This window comes from Xanthomarina sp., from assembly GCF_035306605.1.
Lineage (GTDB): Bacteria > Bacteroidota > Bacteroidia > Flavobacteriales > Flavobacteriaceae > Xanthomarina.
In genome coordinates this window covers 58,288-77,420 of record NZ_DATGNR010000078.1, presented here as the reverse complement: position 1 = coordinate 77,420, position 19,133 = coordinate 58,288, and the positions used below count along the sequence as shown (strand labels likewise).

Annotated in this window: 22 protein-coding genes; 14 read left to right on the top strand and 8 right to left on the bottom strand. The window is 35.0% G+C overall.

Going from position 1 to position 19,133, the window contains the following annotated elements:
• Positions 1–303: 303 nt before the first annotated feature.
• Both VKY41_RS10830 and dsdA read left to right on the top strand, forming a co-directional pair.
• The gene (locus tag VKY41_RS10830; RefSeq protein WP_500814473.1) at positions 304–648 is read left to right on the top strand and encodes a cupin domain-containing protein; all 345 of its coding nucleotides are present in this window, start codon (positions 304–306) and stop codon (positions 646–648) included.
• Between the two features lie 168 nt (positions 649–816).
• Complete coding sequence (gene dsdA, locus VKY41_RS10825) at positions 817–2,028, top strand: D-serine ammonia-lyase (RefSeq protein WP_500814472.1); 1,212 nt, start codon at positions 817–819, stop codon at positions 2,026–2,028.
• 191 nt (positions 2,029–2,219) lie between these two features.
• Here dsdA and VKY41_RS10820 read toward each other — a convergent pair whose 3' ends face one another.
• Positions 2,220–2,729 (bottom strand): DUF456 domain-containing protein, encoded by a 510-nt coding sequence (locus tag VKY41_RS10820; RefSeq protein WP_500814471.1) that lies wholly within the window; start codon positions 2,727–2,729, stop codon positions 2,220–2,222.
• A gap of 367 nt (positions 2,730–3,096) precedes the next feature.
• Between VKY41_RS10820 and VKY41_RS10815 the strand changes: the two genes are divergently transcribed.
• Complete coding sequence (locus VKY41_RS10815) at positions 3,097–3,573, top strand: hypothetical protein (RefSeq protein WP_500814470.1); 477 nt, start codon at positions 3,097–3,099, stop codon at positions 3,571–3,573.
• A 3-nt stretch (positions 3,574–3,576) separates the two neighbouring features.
• Here the strand turns inward: VKY41_RS10815 and VKY41_RS10810 are convergent, their stop codons facing one another.
• The 4 genes from VKY41_RS10810 to VKY41_RS10795 are packed head-to-tail and all read right to left on the bottom strand — an operon-like array spanning position 3,577 to position 7,345.
• On the bottom strand, positions 3,577–4,308 hold the full coding sequence (locus VKY41_RS10810; protein WP_500814469.1) for a Bax inhibitor-1/YccA family protein: 732 nt from the start codon (positions 4,306–4,308) through the stop codon (positions 3,577–3,579).
• Between the two features lie 3 nt (positions 4,309–4,311).
• Positions 4,312–5,199: a hypothetical protein gene (locus VKY41_RS10805; protein ID WP_500814468.1), complete on the bottom strand. Its 888-nt coding sequence runs from the start codon at positions 5,197–5,199 to the stop codon at positions 4,312–4,314.
• A gap of 53 nt (positions 5,200–5,252) precedes the next feature.
• Entirely contained in the window at positions 5,253–6,377 is a 1,125-nt protein-coding gene (locus VKY41_RS10800; RefSeq protein WP_500814467.1) for a glycosyltransferase family 2 protein, read from the bottom strand.
• A complete protein-coding gene (locus VKY41_RS10795) occupies positions 6,374–7,345 on the bottom strand; it encodes a lysylphosphatidylglycerol synthase domain-containing protein (RefSeq protein WP_500814466.1) in 972 nt (323 codons plus the stop codon). Before VKY41_RS10795 ends, VKY41_RS10800 begins: the two co-directional genes overlap by 4 nt.
• Positions 7,346–7,392: 47 nt before the next feature.
• Between VKY41_RS10795 and VKY41_RS10790 the strand changes: the two genes are divergently transcribed.
• The 9 genes from VKY41_RS10790 (at position 7,393) to VKY41_RS10750 (ending at position 14,055) form a co-directional block, all read left to right on the top strand.
• The gene (locus VKY41_RS10790) at positions 7,393–8,031 is read left to right on the top strand and encodes a cell envelope biogenesis protein OmpA (protein ID WP_500814465.1); all 639 of its coding nucleotides are present in this window, start codon (positions 7,393–7,395) and stop codon (positions 8,029–8,031) included.
• Complete coding sequence (gene ruvC, locus VKY41_RS10785) at positions 8,031–8,588, top strand: crossover junction endodeoxyribonuclease RuvC (protein ID WP_500814464.1); 558 nt, start codon at positions 8,031–8,033, stop codon at positions 8,586–8,588. The genes VKY41_RS10790 and ruvC overlap by 1 nt, the downstream gene beginning before the upstream one ends.
• A 41-nt stretch (positions 8,589–8,629) precedes the next feature.
• Positions 8,630–9,823, top strand: a complete 1,194-nt coding sequence (gene hemW / locus VKY41_RS10780) for a radical SAM family heme chaperone HemW (protein WP_500814463.1) — start codon at positions 8,630–8,632, stop codon at positions 9,821–9,823.
• A 176-nt stretch (positions 9,824–9,999) separates the two neighbouring features.
• On the top strand, positions 10,000–10,755 hold the full coding sequence (locus tag VKY41_RS10775; protein WP_500814462.1) for a cyclase family protein: 756 nt from the start codon (positions 10,000–10,002) through the stop codon (positions 10,753–10,755).
• Positions 10,756–11,100: 345 nt separating this feature from the next.
• Entirely contained in the window at positions 11,101–11,442 is a 342-nt protein-coding gene (locus VKY41_RS10770; protein WP_500814461.1) for a DUF4870 domain-containing protein, read from the top strand.
• A gap of 219 nt (positions 11,443–11,661) precedes the next feature.
• On the top strand, positions 11,662–12,363 hold the full coding sequence (locus tag VKY41_RS10765; protein ID WP_500814460.1) for a hypothetical protein: 702 nt from the start codon (positions 11,662–11,664) through the stop codon (positions 12,361–12,363).
• 59 nt (positions 12,364–12,422) lie between these two features.
• The gene (locus tag VKY41_RS10760) at positions 12,423–12,788 is read left to right on the top strand and encodes an MmcQ/YjbR family DNA-binding protein (RefSeq protein ID WP_500814459.1); all 366 of its coding nucleotides are present in this window, start codon (positions 12,423–12,425) and stop codon (positions 12,786–12,788) included.
• A gap of 212 nt (positions 12,789–13,000) precedes the next feature.
• Positions 13,001–13,579: a PhnA domain-containing protein gene (locus VKY41_RS10755; RefSeq protein ID WP_500814458.1), complete on the top strand. Its 579-nt coding sequence runs from the start codon at positions 13,001–13,003 to the stop codon at positions 13,577–13,579.
• Between the two features lie 197 nt (positions 13,580–13,776).
• Positions 13,777–14,055: an STAS domain-containing protein gene (locus VKY41_RS10750; protein ID WP_500814457.1), complete on the top strand. Its 279-nt coding sequence runs from the start codon at positions 13,777–13,779 to the stop codon at positions 14,053–14,055.
• On the opposite strand, the gene VKY41_RS10745 is transcribed toward VKY41_RS10750, so the two are convergent.
• The 3 genes from VKY41_RS10745 to lhpI are packed head-to-tail and all read right to left on the bottom strand — an operon-like array spanning position 14,056 to position 16,550.
• A complete protein-coding gene (locus VKY41_RS10745; RefSeq protein WP_500814456.1) occupies positions 14,056–14,487 on the bottom strand; it encodes a YybH family protein in 432 nt (143 codons plus the stop codon).
• A 46-nt stretch (positions 14,488–14,533) separates the two neighbouring features.
• On the bottom strand, positions 14,534–15,598 hold the full coding sequence (locus tag VKY41_RS10740; RefSeq protein WP_500814455.1) for a proline racemase family protein: 1,065 nt from the start codon (positions 15,596–15,598) through the stop codon (positions 14,534–14,536).
• A complete protein-coding gene (lhpI, locus tag VKY41_RS10735) occupies positions 15,582–16,550 on the bottom strand; it encodes a bifunctional Delta(1)-pyrroline-2-carboxylate/Delta(1)-piperideine-2-carboxylate reductase (protein ID WP_500814454.1) in 969 nt (322 codons plus the stop codon). The genes VKY41_RS10740 and lhpI overlap by 17 nt, the downstream gene beginning before the upstream one ends.
• 311 nt (positions 16,551–16,861) lie before the next feature.
• Here lhpI and VKY41_RS10730 point away from each other — a divergent pair, with 311 nt between their 5' ends.
• Positions 16,862–17,122, top strand: coding sequence for an acyl carrier protein (locus VKY41_RS10730; RefSeq protein WP_500814453.1), 261 nt, complete (start codon positions 16,862–16,864; stop codon positions 17,120–17,122).
• A 29-nt stretch (positions 17,123–17,151) separates the two neighbouring features.
• Positions 17,152–19,128, top strand: a complete 1,977-nt coding sequence (asnB, locus tag VKY41_RS10725) for an asparagine synthase (glutamine-hydrolyzing) (RefSeq protein ID WP_500814452.1) — start codon at positions 17,152–17,154, stop codon at positions 19,126–19,128.
• Positions 19,129–19,133 lie beyond the last annotated feature (5 nt).

The window sequence follows — 19,133 nt, the reverse complement described above, 5'->3', positions numbered from 1 at the left end:
AAGAAATTGGAGCTTTTTTTTGGCAATAAAATTTAGTTGTGTTGTTTGACGGATGTAGTAGTCTGTCAATGGTTTAAGTAGTTAAACCGATGGAAAGCTTTCCTTTTTTCTTAACCGAAGATTGGGATGCTTTTTTGTTTTAGGATACTTTGCTCCGTCTTTTTGTAATTTTCTTTTTTATATCAAGTCTCACTTTTCATATTTTCTTCAACAAATTCTTCGCGTTTTGTACTTGAATTGAGTTAATATTTGCTAATTTTAAATGGGTCTAAATAAGAAAATAAATTAATTAAAACTCATATTATGAAATTAGCATCCTTAGTAACTCATGTGGACTATCAGGAAACAAGACCAAGTGTTCAAGTTTTAATGGAAACTGAAACAGGGAAAGAAATTAGAATCGCATTTAAAGCAGGACAAACTATGAAGGAGCATAAAACTCCCTTCCCGATTGTTGTTGAAGTTTTTGAAGGTGCGATAAATTTTGGTGTAAATGGAACTGTACATCAGCTAAAACGAGGAGATTTAATCGCTTTGGACGGGGGTGTGCCTCACGATTTAACTGCCATTGAAACCAGTACCGTTCGCTTAAGTCTTAATAAGCTAGATAGTGCACAGCGCGTTGAAGGCGTTGTCAATAAATCTTAGCTATTGATAAAAGCACCAAGTATCAGGGCTTATTTAATTTTTAATCTGGGAAATTATGTATTCAGACAGTGATATAGCCAATTTTGTTAAGAAGGAACCGCTTTTTACGGATATCATGGCCTTGAAACCTGTGACTTGGATTACCCTAATATGAAAACCAGGTTGCACATGCCGGATCTTTCCATATCAAAAGCTGATATGTTAGAAGCAGAGGCTTTGTGGGAACGCTTTACGCCATTTTTCATTGAAGCTTTTCCGGAAACCAGAAAAACACATGGCATTTTGGAATCTCCATTGAAAGAGCTGGTAAATATGAAAGCACTTTTAAACCATCAGGATCCAAAAATAACAGGTAGATTATTTTTAAAATGCGATAACCAACTTCCCATTGCGGGTTCTATTAAAGCTCGAGGTGGATTTTTTGAAGTCTTAAGTCATGCTGAAAAACTAGCTTTAAATGCGGGGCTGTTAGAAGATTCCAATTACCGTCGTTTTGCTTCTTCAGATTTTAAATCGTTTTTTAGTCAATATAAAATTGGTGTGGGCTCTACGGGAAACTTAGGGTTGAGTATTGGTATTATTAGTGCGGCCTTAGGATTTCAGGTCACCGTATATATGTCTGCCGATGCTAAAGTTTGGAAAAAGGAGTTGCTCAGGGAAAAAGGAGTGAAGGTCGTTGAGTTTTCAGGAGATTTTAGCGAAGCCATTCTTGCTGGTCGGAAAGAAACCCAAGCAGCTGCCATGTCCTATTTTGTTGATGACGAAAATTCTAAAGATTTGTTTTTGGGATACTCCGTAGGCGCTTTACGGATTGCTAGACAACTAGAAGTAGAAAATATTCAGGTAGATGCCGAACATCCTTTATTTGTTTATTCCCCTTGTGGTGTTGGCGGATCGCCGGGAGGAACAGCCTTTGGCTTAAAACAAATTTATGGCGATCATGTTCATTGCTTTTTTGTTGAACCGACGCACTCTCCTGCTGTACTAACAGGCCTGATTACTGGAGAAAACGGACGTATTAGTGTTCAAGATTTTGGAATAGACAATAAAACAGAAGCCGATGGTTTGGCTGTTGGTCGCCCATCCAGTTTTGCAAGCTCCATCAGTAGTCATCTAATTAGTGGGCTGTACACCATGGAGGATGCTGAGCTTTTTAAACTACTAGCTCAATTAATGGATTCTGAACATATTTTCTTAGAGCCTTCTGCAACGGCTGGGCTGATTGGACCGCAGATGATTTTAAAGACCAATTATGCGCGTGCCAATAATTTAAATATGGAACAGGCTACCCATATTGTTTGGGGTACAGGAGGCGCTTTAGTACCAGAAAAAGAACGTTTGGAATTTTACCAGCGTGGCTTAGCTGAACTAGGTGAATAAAGAGCTTGTTTTTAATTTAATAATCCAATTTTCCCTCCATTGTGATTTCCCGTAAATAGAATTGAATGCTAAGGCCTATATTTGGATTAGCAACAACTAATTAATTAATCCCTCAAATAATAGTTGATAATAGCATTGACACTAACCTCGTGACCTTATAATATCTTTATGAGTCATGAGGTTTCTTTTTGTTAGAAGCTAAAGAGTGCGGATTTATGTTCCCATGCTTTCACAATAAAAAATCCGAGATAGATAACGGCTACTAGAAATTTTATAAATGTTCCAGTTAGAAAGCCTAAAAAGGAACCAAATGCAGCTTTTGCTGCTGTTTTTGAATCTGTTCTATTTAACAATTCTCCAACAAAAGCACCAACAAAGGGCCAAATTATAATTCCAAAAACTCCTAACACAGGAAAAATAATTGCTACCAAGAGGCCTAGAGTTGTCCCAATAACGCCATACTTGCTCCCGCCAAATTTTTTTGTCCCTAAGGCAGGAATAATATAATCCAAAGCGAAAACGATCAAAGCAATGGCTAGGGTTATACCTAAAAAAGTCCAATTGCTAGGAATGGCCTTCGTTAAATGAAGCAATAACAGACCAAGCCAACTTACAGGTGGGCCAGGAAGTACAGGTAAAAAGCTACCTAAAATGCCAACCAACATTAATACGAAGCCGAGAATAAGTAATAGAATGTCCATATATTTTTTCTTTATATGACGAAGATATCAAATGTATGTTACAAATTTCACATTCAAAACAAATACCAGTATTATGGTGTCCTGCAAGTTTCTTCTAGGTCTTTGTTGTAAAAATCCTTCTTGTTTTATTTCAATTGGGTTGGTGGTTGGGGTCAGACATGAGTTTGTTGTTTTGCCTAAAATGGTCCGAGCAAGGAATTAAAGAAACCTTGCAGCATCTTTTCGTTGGTTCCATGAAGGAGAAATAAAAGGCAAAAGTAGGTTCCTAGTCAAAAACGAAAGTAAGTCTTCGGTTTTTTTAGGTTTAAATCCTGGCATTTATGTAGAATAATCAAAAATATTGTACTTTTCGGGTTTAATTCTGTGTATGAAACATTTGTACCTTTTTTTCGGTTTTATATTGCTTGTTTCTTGCAATTATTTTGATGTCAAGAAAACAACTTCAGACGCTATTTTAAATGAAGAATTAAAAACATTTAATTGGAGTGATGTGGATGAGTATCCATCATTTGCATCCTGTAATGACGATGCTTCAAAAGAAGAAAAAAAGGCCTGTTTTCAAAATACCTTAACAGCTATTATTACAAGTAAAATTCAGAGAGATACCCTTGTTGTAACTCAAAATATAGATGACACGATTTTTATAAAGTTTCAAATTTCAGAAAAAGGTGTATTATCTTTATTAGAAGCCAAGGTAGATTCTATAACGCGTCATGAAATCCCAAATATTGACGAGCTTCTTGCGAACAGCCTAGATTCTTTACCAGAAATTTACCCAGCTATTAAGCGTGGGCAACAAGTAAAAACAGCTTTTACCTTGCCGGTTATTATTCAAGTGAATTAAGGCTTAAAATCGGATGGCTAATTTCCTCATCAGTCTTAAAATTTCAACATACAACCAAACCAGTGTCACTAAAAGCCCCCAAGTGGCTAGCCATTCTTTATCTTTAGGCGCTTTGTTTTTATGGCTTTCTATATAATCGAAATCTAAAAGTAAGGCCAAAGAAGCAAAAATGGCGGCTAGAACATTGAAAACAATGGCTAGCCAAGAGGTTCCCCAAATGAAAGTCTGAATCCCGAAAAAGCTTAAAATCCATGAAATCATATAAATCACAAAAATACTCAGGGAGGCAGCAATAATAACGCTTCTAAGTTTTTTTGTAACTATAATTATCCGCGTCTGATAGAGGATGAGCATAACAAAGAAGGTAACAATAGTCACACCAATCGCTTGAAACGGTAAATCGGGAAACCGCGCATGTGCATAACTGTTTATTCCACCAAGAAACAATCCTTTAGCTATGGCATAAAGCGGTACTAAAAATTTTGCCCACTGAGTTCTAACAGAGATTACTATACTAATTACAAGGGCCGAAACCATGCCTCCTGTAACATACCATGAAATGTCTGTTCCAGAGGTATATAGATTCCATACATAAACAGCTAAGCAGGCAATGATTAGGATGGAAAACAAGGATTTTAAGATAATACCACGAACGCTCATTTTTTCTGTTGAGCGTGTATCATTCTTCCAAAAGTAATCGTTAAAAGCAGGATTGGAAGTTTTGTTAAAACGCATTTATTATAAGTTGAATTTAAAACCAACAGCAAAATCTATTGGAAAATTCCCTTGGTTTTCAGAAAACAAGGCAAACAAATTGTCGTACGCCAGGGTGATGTAGCCATTTTTAGTTACTTTGATATCGCCTCCTAAGCCAAAAATAAATGGTGCTTTCATTTCTGAATCAGATTGTTTTTCATAGATATATGCACCTGGGGTATCTGGGTCGTCATAACGCATGGTACCTTTGTAAAAACTGTAAGTCACAAAAGTTAGATTCCCATATACACTGAAATTGGTTTTATTAATAAAGCGGTATCTGTATCCTATACCTAATTGGGTAGACGAGTAATCGAATTCGTCGGAATCTAAAGCTGTTTTTAAATTAAAATACCCGGCATGGTTTCTTAATTTGGTGTCTCTATAAACTTCAAATTCTGCACCAAAAAACGGAACAGAAGTGTTGTTGAGGTTTTCAACAAAAGGTTGATTGGTCAATCCGCCAAAAACTCCTAAACGTGATTGTAACTTCGCTCTGGGTTCGTAATTAAAATTAAGGTCGCTAGTGGAATTGTACATATTGATGTAGTCCTTTAAGCTCGACAGTGTCAATTTAACATCATCAGGTGATAGACCGTATTCCTGTGTTAAGTCTTTTAATAATACTTTATATTCTTGTTGGTGTTTTTTAGTCTCTGGGTTTTTGGTGTTTACCAATTCTTTAAGGGAACCGTCCTTTGTTCTAACAAAATATCTGTATTGGCGATCTATGGTATTCCATAACAGGTCTAAATTACCTTCCACTTCAGTTTTTAACTCAAGGGTTTCACCGTTTATGGTATATGATTTCTGTGCATGTACAGATGAAAAGGATAGAAATAAACAAAATATAAAGACGAGCTTTTTCATTAGATATAGGATTACTGTTCTGGTAAATCTAACAAAAATAAATGATTTGCACACTATTTTTTATAAGCTCTATCTTTCCATTTATAGCTTGAAAAAATAGCGATAAAAGCAATGTAAACAGAAAAAGCTGGATAGCATATTGCGCTTAATGGGTAGCTTCTGAATAATTTTTTTTGGTTAAAAAATGACGCGGTTTTGTATAGTAAAACAAAGTCAATACTCGATTTTAAAATGAAAACAAGTAGTAATAACTTGAAGTTGAAGATTCCTAGGCAAGCAAACAACAAGTAAGCAATTAACCCAGCATTCATTAATAAAACTACGAGACCCGTAAGTTTTCCGAAACTGTTTTTATAATGTGTGGTTTTTGAAGCCCAACGAACGCGTTGCGATTTTAAACTAGAAAAATCTGGTTGCGGTTTGGTTAAAACAATCGCTTCTTTTGCTTTTAAAAACAAGACGGAATTTCTGTGTTTTTCTATGGCTTTTTGTAATAAAAACACATCGTCGCCACTAGCGATATCGTTGTTTCCATAAAAACCATTTAGGGTTTTAAAAAAATCTTTTTTGTAAGCTAAATTAGCTCCGTTGCTTAAAAAGGGCGTTTTTAATCCAAATCCGCCTATGGTTGCTCCAATTAAACTTAAAAAGTCAAAGGCTTGAAATCGGTCTAAAAACGAATGAAGGCTGTAGTAAGCCACAGGCCCAGAAATCATGTTTGCCTTAGTGTTTTGAATATAGCTGTTATAGATATCCAACCACAATTCAGGCACTAGGCAATCAGCATCTGTCGTTAAAATCCATTCGCAGCTAGCTTGTTCTATTGCGGTTGTTATGGCATCTTTTTTTGGGGATTTCGACCTTCTTTGATTCTGCAAAATTTTGAAATCGACCTCCGTTTTATCTAGATGCTGTTTAATTATTTTAACGGAAGCATCTTCAGAAGCATCATCAACAAAAATTACCTCGAAGTTGGATAAAGGATATTTTAATTTTGAAATGGTGTTTAATAAAGCAGGTAGGTTTTGTGCTTCATTCCGAAAGGGAATTATAATAGAAAAATTTGTTTTGGTTAGGGGTTCTTTAAAGTTGAATTCCGAAACCTTATTGAAACCATAAATAAAACTTCCTATTAAAAGTAGATATATTAAGGTGATTGTAAAAATGATGGGAATCATGAGACGAGGCTTTTAGGAGGTTTAAAATTTAAAACAAAAACCGCACCTAAGATGCTTGGGAGCACAAAGTTTAAAAGCCACATACAAGTTACAACAGATAAAATAGTGAACTCGTTAAGGCCAACTAAAGAAAACAGGTAAACTGCCACACTGCCTTTAATGACTACATCGAATATAAAAATTGATGGTACAACAGAAGCCAATAAATACATAGAAGTAATAATGGTCATGGCATTGCTGTAGGATATTTCAATTCCAAACAACTGAAGTAACAGATAAAATTGGAATGAAAAAATAAAATACCTCAGGAGGGAGAAGTTCAAACAAGTTAGATACTGTTTAAAAGGAATCTTTCTAAAAAAAAGTACCAGTTTTTCAATTGAAAGGCCTTTGATTGTAAGGTTTTTTTTCTTCCATCCAAAAAACACGAGGCTTGAAATAACCAATAAACCAATTAAAAATCTAGCTGTTTTATGATAATTAATGTCTAAGGGATAGGTTGTTGTGAGTACGTATAGGCCAATCAGACCTAAAATTGTGGTTACTAGCATTTGCATGCTATTTCCAAGAAAGTTTAAAAGGACTATTTTTTTTCTTAAATCGGAGCTGTAACAAATAGCTTTGGCGCCATATTCTCCAATTCTATTAGGTGTAAATATTGAGGCTGTTAATGAGCCTAAGGTTTGTTGAAGTCCTTCCTTAAAACTGATTTTTTTGAAAACAGAAACTAAATCTTTCCATTTTAAAATTTCAAAAATCCAATTAAAAGCGCTTAAAAGGAATAGAAACAAGGTATTTTTTGCTGAAAACACCTTGTTTTCGGATAAAAACTCACTAAAAACTTTAAAGTCTAATTGGTTGTTTGTGGTTAATCTGTGATAAATAAAATAAAATGCACCAACTACAATGCTTATTTTTAGAAGCACAATTAAGAATTGATTAGTTTTGTAGGGTAAGGTTTTTTGCATTATTAGATTTAGCACTTTATTTGCCGCAAATTAAACAATATAGTTTTATGAATACATTTTTTATAAACATCAAAAGGACGACTCTTTCTGTTATTTTTTTATTTATCTCGGTTTTTGGATTCAGTCAAGCTGAAACTAGTAAGTGGAAGGCTCAAGTTGCTCTTGGTATTAATAATCCAAGTTCTAGTGGATTTGTAAGTGGTTTTGAAGGCAAACCTATAAATTTTCCAACCGTTAATTTAGGGTTGCAGCATATGTTTAGAAGTCAGTTTGGCGCTAAATTGGATTTTGGATTTAACCGTTTGTCGCACGATGCTAGTTCTCCTTATTTTAAGGTAAACTATTCAAGAATAAATGCGCAATTTGTTTACGATCCAAGCTCAAAAATAAACTTTTTGCCAATTGGTTTTGGCATAGTTGCTCATGTTGGACCAGGTTTTAGTATGATTAAACCATTGGGAGAATATGGTGAAAATAAAACCTCGTTTTTAAATGTCATGGCCGGCATTGAGTTCCACCATAAAATTTCCGATCAATTGACTATTTATTTAGATACCTCCTATATTTACGGGTTTAGTAGTGATTTCGATCCTGTAACTGACGGGTATGGCTCGTTTAACGGGAATTTATTAACTGCAACCCTAGGAATATCTTATTCATTAAGTGGTTGTTATTATTGCGATTAATGAGCAAAGAAAAAATTATATTAGGTATTGATCCAGGTACAACTATTATGGGATTTGGTCTTATAAAAGTGGTTGGAAAAAATATGCAGTTTCTGCAGCTAAACGAGTTGGATCTAAAAAAATACGACGATCATTATCTAAAGCTAAAACTTATTTTTGAACGGACCATTGAACTTATAGAAACTCATCATCCAGACGAAATTGCAATTGAGGCGCCATTCTTTGGAAAGAACGTTCAAAGTATGCTTAAGTTAGGACGGGCTCAAGGGGTTGCTATGGCCGCAGGCTTGAGTAGAGAAGTTCCTATTACGGAATATTCACCTAAAAAAATAAAAATGGCTATTACTGGAAATGGAAATGCCAGTAAAGAGCAGGTGGCTAAAATGCTTCAAAGTATGTTAGGTATTAAAACACTGCCAAAAAACCTCGATTCTATGGATGGTTTGGCTGCGGCAGTTTGTCATTTTTATAATGCCGGTAAAATTGAAATAGGTAAAAGTTATTCCGGTTGGGCTAGTTTTGTAAAACAGAATGAAGATCGGGTCAAGAAGTCGTAGGAGCTGAGAAGCAAATTGTTTTGGGAAATATGGAGAATACAATGGATTTTAGTCGTTTAAGTAAAGACCCTTCCTCTTTGGGGAAGTTAAAAGGAGGCGGAATCTACATTCATATTCCATTTTGCAAACAGGCCTGTTTTTATTGCGACTTTCATTTTTCTACATCTTTAAAGAAAAAGGATGATTTAGTACAAGCTCTAGCCAAGGAATTGGTTTTTCGTAAAGATGAATTTAAAGATATTGCTGTTGAAACCATTTATTTTGGAGGAGGCACACCTTCATTGTTAAGCGTTGAAGAATTAGGTTTTTTGATTGCTGAGGTATATAAAAACTATCAAGTTATTGAGAATCCCGAAATTACTTTAGAAGCCAATCCGGACGACTTGACATCTGTTCAGGATCAATCAAGGACCATTTTTGAAGACTATAGAAAAATAGGGATAAACAGGTTGAGTATAGGTATTCAATCCTTTTTTGAAGCCGATTTAAAACAAATGAATCGCGCTCATACTTCAGACGAGTCTAAGCGCTGTTTATCTGAAGCAAGCAAACACTTCGAGAATATTACCATTGATTTAATTTATGGGATTCCTAATATGAGCTTGGAGAAATGGAACGAAAATCTTCAACTTGCTTTTGGTTTTGGTGTGAATCATATTTCTAGTTACGCTTTAACCGTCGAGCCTCAAACGGCTTTGGATACTTTTATTAAAAGTGGCAAGTATCCGGCTATAGATGATGAATTGGCACAGCTTCACTTCAATCATTTGATGTTAGAAACCGAAAAACAAGGATTTATACATTATGAGATTTCTAATTTTGGAAAACCCTCTTATTTTTCTAAACACAATACCAGTTATTGGCAAGGTAAACCCTATTTGGGAATCGGGCCTTCGGCACATTCCTATTGCGGAAATATAAGAAGTTGGAATGTTTCAAACAATACCAAATACATTAAAAGTATAGAGGGAAATAGCTTGCCAAGTACCCAAGAGATTTTGTCAATTCAAGAACAATATAACGAATATGTGATGACTGGTTTAAGAACTATTTGGGGTGTTTCTTTAGAAAAAATTGAAACCGACTTTGGCGACCTATATAAAAAGTATCTTTTAGAACAATCTCAGAAGCATATTCATCAAGGATTGTTGTATCTTGATGAATCTCATTTAGTGATAACCAAAAAAGGGAAGTTTTTAAGCGATGGTATTGCTTCGGATTTATTTAAACTGTAGTAAAACCGAATTTTAAGAATATTGCCGTTCCTATTTTTATTGTTCTTACTAATTTTATATATTTAATTTTTACCATTAAACAAGTCTATATAAAACCAGACGTCCTTTTAGCTTATAAGGGATAAGGGCTTTGTATAACTAATTTATAAATTATTTACCTATAAAATATTGTAGAAGTGATTGCAAGTATTCAATACAAATCCGAAAAATATCAAATAGATTTATCAAAACCTTTGGATATTTCTATTCCACTTAGGGCTTCAAAAAGCAATGTTAATGCTTGGTATTTAGATGCGCCTAGAATAGAGCCTGTTCAAGAAGGCGAATGGATTGCAAGTGTGGCAGAGGGTGCCGATATTAACTTTAACAATATATGGTTTAATCCGCATGCCCATGGTACACATACAGAATGTGTTGGGCATATTACTGAAAAGGTGTATTCCATCAACCAAAATTTAAAACAGTTTTTCTTTTTAGCAGAGTTGATAACCGTCGCGCCAGAAAAAAAAGGAAAGGATTTTGTTATTTCTAAAAAACAACTTCAGTTTGCCTTAGGAACCAAAAAATGTGAGGCTGTAATTATTCGTACGATTCCTAATACTCGAGAGAAGTTATCCAATCAATATTCTCATACCAATCCTCCTTATTTATTATCTGAGGCCGCTATTTATTTACGTGAAAAAGGGGTGAAACATTTGCTGGTAGATTTGCCAAGTATCGATAAGGAAAAGGATGATGGTGAGTTATTGGCTCATCATGCATTTTGGAATACTTCGGGACGAGCTAGAATGGATGCGACCATCACTGAGTTTATATTTGTCCCAAATATTGTAGCAGATGGTACTTACTTTCTGAATATACAAATAGCTCCATTTGAAAATGATGCTTCGCCTAGTAGGCCCGTTTTATATAAAGTTACCGAGTTAACATAAACGTCTTTTTGGGGTAGCATACTTAGATGTGCTAGCTTCGTAGCACCTAGTTCATCTCATTAATTTGGGAGGTTGAACTTTATTGCCTAAAGTAAATGAGCTTTGGTTTCTAAAGGAGGTCTCCTAAGGACACTTGGTGTATTGTATTCTCACCTTTCATAATAAATTTTTATTGTCAAAGTGATTTTCGGTTGGATGGTATTACCCGCTTCGAATCCGGTGAAGGTGTTTTAAAGTCTTTCTTTATGAGGTGGTTCTGATGATTTTTTATAGATTTGATGTTAACCTTTTATAAGTTTATGCTATAAAAGTGAAATCATTTTAAACTCATTAAAATAATAAATCATGGAAACAACAGAAAAAACAAGTATTGCAACCGAAGGAAAAAACATAGCTGTTATAGCCTATATAACTGTAATTGGGCTAATTATTGCCTTTATAATGAATAACGATAAAAAAGAGCCATTTGCATCTTTTCATATTAAACAATCTTTAGGGTTGGCTTTAACAGGCTTTGCTTTAGGTGTTATTGGGATCATCCCAATTATAGGTTGGCTTATTAATATTATTGGAATTTTTGTTTTATTATACATGTGGATCATGGGCTTAATAAATGCTATTAATGGAACAGAAAAGGTGGTTCCTATTTTAGGAGAAAAATATGCAGAATGGTTTAAAAGCCTGTAGCAGCTTTTTTTATTATCAATTAATGGAAAACACATTTATCCGATTAAAATTTCATGAAAACTTAGCTTTTAAAGGAAGTTGCAACAATAGTTACACACTATGTGACATATCTTATATTCAAAAGGAAGGCATTGAATTAGCTTTGATTAAACTTTAAGGGTATTATGGGGTGTGACTTCTGAGACTACTTAAGCCTTTAATTAATTAAAAAAAACAGATATGAAAACAGGTGTTTTTATTTTTATCGGTGTGCTCTTCCAGGTCCTAGGGTTTTCGCAAAACCAAGCAAAAATTGAAGCTTATTCCATGGGAGGTTTAGATGTTCAATTAATGGTTATGCCATTGGGCGTGGAAAATCCAATAAAGATTGGTAGAATAAGCAAGGAGGGTCTCGTGAATTTTGATTTTCCCAAGGAACTGTCTAAGGTTTCAGATGAAGTAAAAGAAAGTGAATCCTCAAAATTATGGTACACTTTGTTTTCGCTTTGCAACAATGGCGTTGAGATGGTGGCAGAGGCGGATAACATATTTTCATTAGACACGGGTTCTCTTTCATTATGGACAACTAACAATAAATATGTAGGCGTTATTTTTGCAGTTTCAGATGCTGATTTAGTGCCTTGGCTGGAAGATCCAGCGTATATGGAGCCCATTTTAGGCTCGTATTTTAAACATGTTTATATGGCTAAACCATTTCAATATACAGGAACCTGTATTTCTACTCTTATGTTGGATGAAGGAGATGCTGAAGTCTCCTATACTTACCATTTAAATTTAAAAGCGGGGTTTAATTTTGTAGAATACAAAATTGAAAGCATTCATGAATCCGATCCAAATGTTATGGCATCTTTTCCCGATAAAGTTACTGTATTATCAGTTGAAGGAATTCCGAAGTGTAAGTGGCTTGGAAAGTATTTCTAATTTGATAAAAATTCAGTAATTTTAAACACGTCCAAACTTTAATTTGGACGTGTTTTTTTATGAATATAGAACAAATTCGCACTTATTGTTTATTAAAAAAAGGGGTTACAGAGGACTTTCCGTTTGATGCAGATACGTTAGTTTTTAAAGTGCTAGGAAAAATGTTTGCCTTAATTGGCCTTCAAAAATGGGAGTTGGGCGAGAAAGCTATTAACTTAAAATGCGATCCTAATTTTGCTGAAGAACTACGTGCCGAATACGGTAGTATTCGTCCTGGCTACCACATGAGCAAAAAACATTGGAATACCCTTTATATTCACGAAGGCGAATTGTCGCCAAAATTTATTTGCGAACTCATAGACCACTCCTATGATATGGTTGTGAAAGGGATGACTAAAAAAATGAGGGACTCCCTTGATGTATAGCCACATCAGGTTTCAAAAGGAAGAACGGGAAGTTTGTTTTATTCAATTCACTCCTTACAACCACATTGTTTTTTAACACTTGCTTGTAGGAATAAAAAACAGTACGTTTGCAGCGTAGAATTTTATCTTCTGCAAGCAAGGCTCGCCTGTGTCGAAAGAGGTATTTGTGCGAGTCAATAATGGTAAATCAACAATAGAAAATCTTACATTCCATGAGCGTATTACAAAAACTACAAGAAAGAAGCAATAACACTTGCGAACTATGTACTTCTACTGAAGGATTAACTCAATATACCTTACCTCCATCGTTAAATGAATCGGTTGATAATAGCGTATTGGTTTGCAAAACCTGTTTAGATCAAATTGAAGAGAACGTAGAGATGGATACCAACCATTGGAGATGTTTAAACGACAGTATGTGGAACGAGCATATTGCTGTGCAAATTCTTTCATGGAGAATGCTGCAAAGACTGCGTAACGAAGGTTGGCCAAAAGATTTGTTGGACATGATGTATTTGGATGATGAAGCTTTGGCTTTAGCAAGAGCTACAGGAGAGCATGAAGACGAAGCCAATAAAATTATTCACAGAGATTCTAACGGAGTTATTTTAGAATCTGGAGATTCAGTAGTTTTAATAAAGGATTTAAAAGTGAAGGGCTCAAGCATGGTTGCAAAGCAAGGAACTGCTGTAAGAAACATTCGTTTAGATCATGAAAACTCTGAATTTATAGAAGGAAGAGTAGATGGTCAGAATATTGTAATTATTACTAAGTATGTAAAGAAAATGTAGTTCTTAACATATTGCGTGTTAAGTCGAGGTGTTTTTTGCAGTTTGTCGAGTAAATAAACAGGAGCTGTTTGTTGGTCTGATACTTAGGGCTTTTGTCGAATTTTTTGCTTTAAACACCTTATTCTTATTACATTTATCCCATCGACCCTGATTAATAGCATAGCCAGATAGAATTAATTAACTTAATTTATGTTATTATGAACCTTACAATTACTTACAACAATAATTTATTTGAAGTTACAGGAGCATTAAATAGACAATCTGTTAAAAAGTTTCAAGAAGAGTTTGAAGATATTTTTGAGAAATTGCAATCTGTAACAATCAGCATTGGAGGACTTCAAAGTATCGATAGGGATGGAGTAAAGGCCTTGGCAAGACTTCATAATCAAGCTATAGTTTTAAAGAAACAATTATCAATAGTTGGTTTTGGATGCAAAGACTTATACACTGAATTTAAAACAGAGGATGCCGCTTAATTAGCAGGACATATCTGCAATTATTTTCCATTCGCCATCGATTTTTTTGAAGATGATCATAAAAACGCCTTTGGCGTTGCCCACATCTCTAGTTAAATGGTATTCGCCCATAACCCAATAGGTATTGTCTTCAATTTTGGATAGGTCATTAATTTTAAATTTCAACGCTCCACTTTCAGCTTTCGTTGGATAGCCTTTTTTGTAATTGACTAAAGTGTTTTTCCAGCCATAGGTTAATCCGCTTCCGCCATAAAATTTCAGCGAATCACTTTTCCAATAGCCTTGCATGTAGCCTTCAAGATCGTGTTGATTCCATGCTTTTTCTTGGGTTTCCAAAACGGATAAAATAGCTGCTTTGTCTTCACTTTCAATCGTCTGGGCCGAACATATTGAAATTCCTAATAGACAACAGATTGTTAGTAGTTTTTTCATAATTTAAGTTTCTTATAGCGTTAAAATAGATTTAAACGAAGCTGATTTATCTTAAAATAAAGCCGTTTTTCATTGGGTCCTTCGGATCGATAACGAAAGTATGCATCCCGGTAATATGAGCGGTTCCTTCAACTTCCGGAATTACAGCTGTAAAAGGTCCGTAATCTGCTTCTGATACAATAGATCCAGTAAAAACAGAATCCGTAATACTTTCAATTCGCATTTTTTCGCCAAAATCCAATTCTTTTCTAGCCTTGTGAATAGCCATTCTTCCTGACACCCCAGATCCAGTTGGACTTCTGTCTACTTCGCCTTCAGCAAAAATACATACGTTTCTATTGTGGTTCTCTTTATTTAGGGCATCACCAATAAAAATGGTTCCATATAAAAAGCTTAAATCGTTTTCAAAAGGGTGTAGAATTTCTTTGTCTTTTTTCATAACCGCTTCTTTAATAGCCATTCCATTAGAAATTAACGCTCGGTATGAATTAGGAGTTAGGTCGAATTCAAAAGTGTTTTTATTCATGTCAACATAGGCATAAAAGGCGCCGCCATAAGCCAGGTCGTATGTCACTTTTCCTAGGCCTTCTACTTCAACTGTTCTATCTAATCCAACAACAAAACTTGGGACGCAATGAAATCGAACCCCTGTTACTTTGCCTTTTTCCACCTGAGCAAAGGAGGTTATTCTTCCACAAGGAGCATCAATTTTCAAGATGTTTTCTCCTTCTTTTACAGCTATCCAATTCATTTCTACCGCTAGGGTGGAAATGGCAATAATTGCATGTCCACACATGGTAGAGTAACCTTCGTTATGTAAAAAGATTACTCCAAAATCGCCTTCTTCGTCATTTGGAGGTAACAAAATACAACCATACATATCGGCATGCCCGCGAGGCTCAAACATGAGAGCTGTTCGTAGGGCGTCGTAATTATCTTTACAATATCTTCGATAATCCAAAACGGAGTTTCCTATTAATTCAGGAAAACCACTTATTATGACACGTAAGGGTTCGCCGCCCGTATGCATGTCTATTGTTTTAATTTGCAACCAATCTTTGTTTGGTTCAAAAGTTGTTTTCGATACAATGTTTTTATAGGTGTTTTTCATTTTTATATTTTTCATAATAGTAAGTAGCTGCAGCTAAATCTTCCAAGGCATGTCCAACAGACTTGAAAAAGGTAATTTCCTTAGAGTTTTGTCTGCCTTGCTTCTTGTTTGAGCACAAGTCAAACAAATCAGCTTTTATGTCGTTTTCTAGAAGAACTCCAGTTTTTAAGGGAATGGCAATATCGCCACTTTCCTTTAATCCGCCTTGGTAGGTGTCTAAAAATACACTTGATTTTTTTATAGCTTCATCATCGGCTTCGCGCATATCCTTTTTGTAGGCTCCAACCAAATCAATATGTTGGCCCTCTTTTAGGTGTTTACCTAAAACTAAAGGTGTTTTTGAAAGTGTAGCTGAAGAAATAATATCTACTTTAGGGATAACTTCAACCAGGTCATGGATAGGTGTGGTATTAAAACCCTTTAAAGCAGCTTCCTGACAAATGGCTTCTGCTTTTTTGAAATTTCGTCCCCAAACATATACGTTCTTTATAGGTCGGACACTGGCATGAGCCATGATTAGGTTTACAGATAAGGCCCCTGTTCCAATCATTAAAAGTGAACTAGCATCTTCTCGAGAAAGGTAACTAGAAGCTAAGGCTGATGCTGCGGCTGTGCGCTTTGCTGTTAACGCTTTTGCTGCTAAAATAGCTTTTACTGTGCCTTTGTGAGCATCTAAATACAAATATGTGCCTTGAATTGCGGGTAAATTATAAACCCCATTGTTTGGGCTTACCGTTACTATTTTTACTCCAGCTTCTTTTCCGGGGTTCCAAGCTGGCATTAGTAGTAAGGTAGAGTCCGTATTTTCCTTTGGATTTGGAAAATCGTGATGATGACGCATGGGAACCTGAATGCTTGAAGATGTAAAAGCAGCCTTAATTGTCGCAATTAAACTAGGAAAATGGGTGTTTTGATCTATAAAATCGTCATCGATTAAAGCGATATCTTTCATCTTAATTGTTCTTTCGATAAAGATAATAATAATGGGCGCTTTATAAAACTTATTAGTGATCAAGGAGTTTTTAGATGCTAAAATTGTCGATGAATGAGATAGATTAAGAACGTTAATCTGATGTTTTGTCGTTTTAACGAATAGTTTAAATACCAGTTCTTTTTTTACCTAAAATAGGGCTATATTAGAATCATTAACTTGCTGTTATCTAAACTATTTAATCCCTTCCCTAACCATAATTAATAGTAGAATAGATAGAGATTCTAAATCTATGCTATGAATCGTGTAATTTATTAAATGATATATTAAAAATGGAAAACAAAAACGACATTAAAAAAGAGATTAAAAGATACATTTTAGAAGCATCTTTATCCGAAGTTAAAGATGTTGCAGATGATGCTTTGATTTTTGAAAATGGCTTGTTGGACTCTATGGGCTTATTATTTCTAATTGAATTTTTAGGGGAAACCTTTAAAGTGGAGGTTAACGACGAGGAGTTGAATCCGAAAAACTTCGAATCTATAAATAATATTGTCTCTTTTGTAAACAACAAAATAGCCGTTAAAGTTTAATTTCATCAGCAACCAACAACTAATATCCTATGTGTGGAATCGCTGGTTTTTATGGAAATTTAAACAAAGAGCAATCCGTCTCGACATTACAAAACATGCTTACTAGAATTAAACATCGTGGTCCTGACCAAAGCGGTGTTTATATTGCTGATAAAGTAGGCCTGGGCAGTGTGCGCTTAAGTATTATCGATTTGAGCTCTGGTGGGGCTATGCCCATTTCCAATCAAGACGAAAGCTTGTGGATTGTGTTCAATGGTGAAGTCTATAACTATATCGAGTTAAAAGAAGATTTGCTCAAGAAAAACCACAAATTTAAAACAAGTACAGATACGGAAGTGATTGTTCATTTGTATGAAGAATATGGTCCTGAATGTGTTAAGATGTTGAACGGGCAGTTTGCTTTTGCTATTTGGGATAAAACTAAAGAAGAATTGTTTCTGGCAAGAGATCGTGTTGGAATTAGGCCTTTGTTTTATACGCAATTAGATGGCAATTTTGTTTTTGGTTCCGAAATAAAAACCTTTTTAGAGTATCCTGGTATTGATTTAAAGTTTTCGGAAAAGGCGCTTTCAGAATATGTTACTTTTTGGACGGCTTTACCTCCAAACACAGTTTTTGAAGATGTTTTTGAGGTGGCTCCAGGAAGTTATATGTTGATTCAACCTGAAAACATGAGTACAACTACTTATTGGGAGTTACCACTTGTAAAACCAGATGCCTATACTTTTAAAAATGTAGAAGAGGCAGCTATGGCGTTTGAAAACATCTTTTTAGATTCTATTAAATTAAGACTTCGTGCTGATGTGCCAGTCGCTGCCTATTTAAGTGGAGGTATTGATTCTAGCATAACAACCTCTTTTATAAAGCAGATTTCACCAGAAAAATTACGAACTTTTTCCATCGGATTCACCGAGAAGGACTTTGATGAATCGTCCTATCAAAACATTGCCGCTACGTATTTTAAAACAGAGCACTCCAGCGTAACCTGTAGTGAGAAAGATATTTCAAATCATTTTAAGGATGTTATTTGGTATTCCGAAGCCCCTTTGTTGAGAACAGCTCCAACTCCAATGAGTTTGCTTGCAAAAAGTGTTAAAGATCATGATATAAAAGTCGTGATAACTGGCGAAGGAGCTGATGAACTTTTAGGAGGTTATAATATTTTTAAAGAAACAAAAATCAAGCATTTTTGGGCTAAAGATCCAAACTCAAAATACAGACCGTTATTACTAAAAAAACTATATCCTTATTTACCTCAAATAAGCAATTCGAGTAGCAATATGCTAAAAATGTTTTTCGGATATAAACTTAGTGAAACCCAGTCGCCCGTATATTCCCACTTATTAAGGTGGCACAATACCAGTAGGATAAAAAACTATTTTTCGGACTCGATAAAAGAACGAATTAAAGATTATACACCCATTGAAAATTTAGAAAAACAATTGGAGTCTAAATTGTCAGGCTACGATTATTTAACCAAAGCACAGTGGTTGGAAATTCAATTGTTTATGTCTGGTTATTTGTTGTCTAGTCAGGGAGATAGAATGGGGATGGCTAACTCTATTGAAGGGCGCTACCCATTTTTAGATCATCGGGTTATTGAATTTTGCATGCAGCTTCATCCAGATTTAAAACTTCATGGTTTAAATGAAAAGTACCTATTAAAAAAGATGATGGTAGGAAGGTTGCCCGAAGAAATTTTAAACAGATCGAAACAAGCTTATCGCGCTCCCATCAGAAGTCTTTTTGTTTCAGAAGATTTACCGGATTACTTAAAAGAGATGCTTTCAGAAGCATGTATTAAAGAATTTGGTGTTTTTAACTTGGAGCATGTAAAAACCTTGCATTCAAAAATAACATCCAATAAGGGTGTGTCAGAAATAGACAATATGGCTATGACGGCTATTTTATCCGTTCAAATTTTATACGATTTGTTTGTAAAAAGATCCATCCCGAACCTGTTGGAAAGCGAGTTAATCAATTTAGATAAAATAATTATTGAATAAAACCA